Genomic DNA, 963 nt, shown 5'->3' with positions numbered 1-963 from the left:
GACTCTGTTGCTGAATTGCCTGCAGGGGTGCGGGGCGGCCCGGCATGATCGTTGGTGCGGTCGTTCTGTATGCCCCGGCCGTAGGGGGTCGGTGCGGTGTCCATGCGGCCGGGGGGATTGCCGCCCGTTCCTGAGCAGACCGCCAGGACGGCTCGCGCCGCCTTCCCCGGTGGCAGCCTGCCCATGCGCCTGCGTGACCACCTTGCCGAGGTCTTCGACGACGCGTTGTTCACCGATGCGTTTCCCAGCCGTGGGGCTCCCGCCCAGTCCCCGGCGCTGCTTGCCCTGGTGACGGTGCTGCAGTTCACCGAGAACCTCACCGACCGGCAGGCCGCGGACGCGTCACGGGACCGTCTTTCGTGGAAGTACGCGCTGGGCACGGAGCTGTCCGATGCCGGCTTCGACTTCTCCGCGTTGTCGAAGTTCCGTGCCCGGCTGGTCGGGCACGGCCTGGAACGGACGCTCTTCGACAGGCTCGTCGAGCACTGCCGCGAGGCCGGGCTGATCAAGGCCGGTGGCAAGCAGCGCACCGACTCCACTCATGTGATCAGCGCGGTCCGTGACCTGAACCGGACCGAACTGGCCGGGGAGAGTGTGCGGGCCGCTCTGGAGGCCCTGGCGGTGGCGGCGCCGTCCTGGCTGGCCCGGGTAGTCGATGTCGCAGAGTTCGCCGAACGCTACGGGCCGCGCGTCGACGGCTGGACGATGCCGGGCTCGAAGACCAGGCGGGACCGGCTCGCCCAGATCTTCGGCCAGGACGCGCTGGCCTTGTGCCGGGCGGCCTGGTCGGACACTGCCCCGGTGTGGGTCCGCGAGATCGAGGCGGTGGCCCTGCTGCGGCAGGTCCTGGTGCAGACCTACAGCATCCGTACCGACACCCGGGGACGGGAGGTGATCACCAAGCGGGACGCCGACGACGAGGGCGTCCCGCCCGGCCATCTCCGCCTGGCCTCCCCCTACGAC

Annotated in this window: 1 protein-coding gene; it reads left to right on the top strand. The window is 70.6% G+C overall.

Annotation, left to right across the window (positions count from 1 at the left end):
• Positions 1 to 183 precede the first annotated feature (183 nt).
• Positions 184 to 963: transposase (locus B9S61_RS25070; protein ID WP_181007518.1), on the top strand; the 780-nt coding region annotated here is incomplete at its 3' end.

The sequence above is a fragment of the Streptomyces sp. SM1 genome (assembly GCF_002910825.1).
Classification (GTDB): domain Bacteria; phylum Actinomycetota; class Actinomycetes; order Streptomycetales; family Streptomycetaceae; genus Streptomyces; species Streptomyces okerensis.
This window is presented reverse-complemented; position numbering and strand designations above follow the sequence as displayed.